2 protein-coding genes are annotated in these 1,389 nt (G+C 74.5%); both read left to right on the forward strand.

What is annotated here, in order from left to right; genetic code table 11:
• On the forward strand, positions 1-229 hold a 229-nt coding region (locus tag ACFU99_RS43725; protein ID WP_384404357.1), incomplete at its 5' end, for a phosphopantetheine-binding protein.
• Between the two features lie 109 nt (positions 230-338).
• A partial coding sequence (locus tag ACFU99_RS43730) for an AMP-binding protein (protein ID WP_384404359.1) occupies positions 339-1,389 on the forward strand: 1,051 nt, incomplete at its 3' end.

A 1,389-nucleotide genomic window follows, 5' to 3' on the forward strand; every position in this document is an offset into this window, starting at 1 on the left:
GGTGCTGGTGCTGGGGCTCTCCCGGGATCTGCTCGCCTCCCCCGCGCTCACTCTCGACGACAACTTCACCGCGGCCGGCGGGCAGTCGCTGACCGCCGCCCGGCTGCTGGCCGCGATCCAGGACGCCGTCGGTGTGCGGCTGCGCGCGCCGGAGGTGCTGCGCCAGCCCGACCTGCGCGCCGTGGCCGCCCTGGTCGACAAGCGCCTCGCGGCGAACGGGGAGAACTGACATGACGTCAATTGCCCTGTCCTCGAAGGCTTCGATCCCCGGAACCCCTGGAACCCCTGGAACCCCTGGAATCCCCGGAATCCCCGGAATCCCCGGAAAGGAAGGAACCGTGTCCGCCGAGGCCCACGCCGACGCCCACGCTTCGACCGCGCCCGAACAGCCCGGCGGCCTGCCCGCCCTGATGGCCCGGCACGCGGAGCGCATACCGTCGGCACTCGCCGTCACGGACGGTGACGCCACTCTGACGTACGGACAGCTCGTCGCCGGAGCGGCGCAGTTGGCGGCGTCCCTGTACGAGCGCGGGGTACGCCCCGGCGACGCGGTCGCGCTGCTCACGGCGCGCTCCGCCCGTACCGTCGTCGCCCAGCTCGCCGTCTGGTGGGCGGGAGCGACGTGCGTACCGCTGGACCCGGCCCATCCCCGGCCGCGCACCGCCGCGATGCTGACGGACACCGAGGCCGTGCTGACGGTCGGTGACAAGAAGCTGCTGGAGCGCGCCGGAATCCCCGCCGACCGGGCGCTGGTCCTGGACGCCGACGGCGCCGCACGCGGCGAGGGCGCGGTACGGGCACCGCTGGCCCGTGCCCCGTACGACCCGGACGCCACGGCCTGCGTGATGTTCACGTCCGGTTCGACCGGGCAGCCCAAGGGCGTCGCCCTGACCCACCGCGGCATCGCGGGCCTGGTGACCGACGCCTCGTATGTCACGGTCACCCCGCGCGACCGGGTGCTGTTCCACTCCTCCGGCACGTTCGACGCCTCCACCTTCGAAGTGTGGATCGCGCTCGCGTGCGGCGCGGCGGTGACGGTCTGCGCCGCCGAGCGCCCCTCGCTGGAGGAGCTGGCGCAGGACGTCGAGCGGCACGGCGCGACCGTCGCCTTCTTCACCACCGCGCTCTTCCACCAGCTGGCCGCGCGGCGCTCGCGGCTCTTCGGCGTGCTGCGCACGGTGGTCGTCGGCGGCGAGGCGCTGGCCGCCCAGTCCGCCCGCGAGGTCCTGCGGGCCTTCCCCTGGCTGGAGTTGGTAAACGGCTACGGCCCGACGGAGACCAGCACCTTCGCCACCGCGCACACCGTGACCGACGCCGACTGCGACGCGCCGCCGCCGATCGGCCGGCCCGTCGCCGGGGCCACGGCGCTCGTCCTGGACGGCGCCAGGG

Origin of the sequence: Streptomyces sp. NPDC057654 (assembly GCF_042800135.1) — a bacterium.
Lineage (GTDB): Bacteria > Actinomycetota > Actinomycetes > Streptomycetales > Streptomycetaceae > Streptomyces.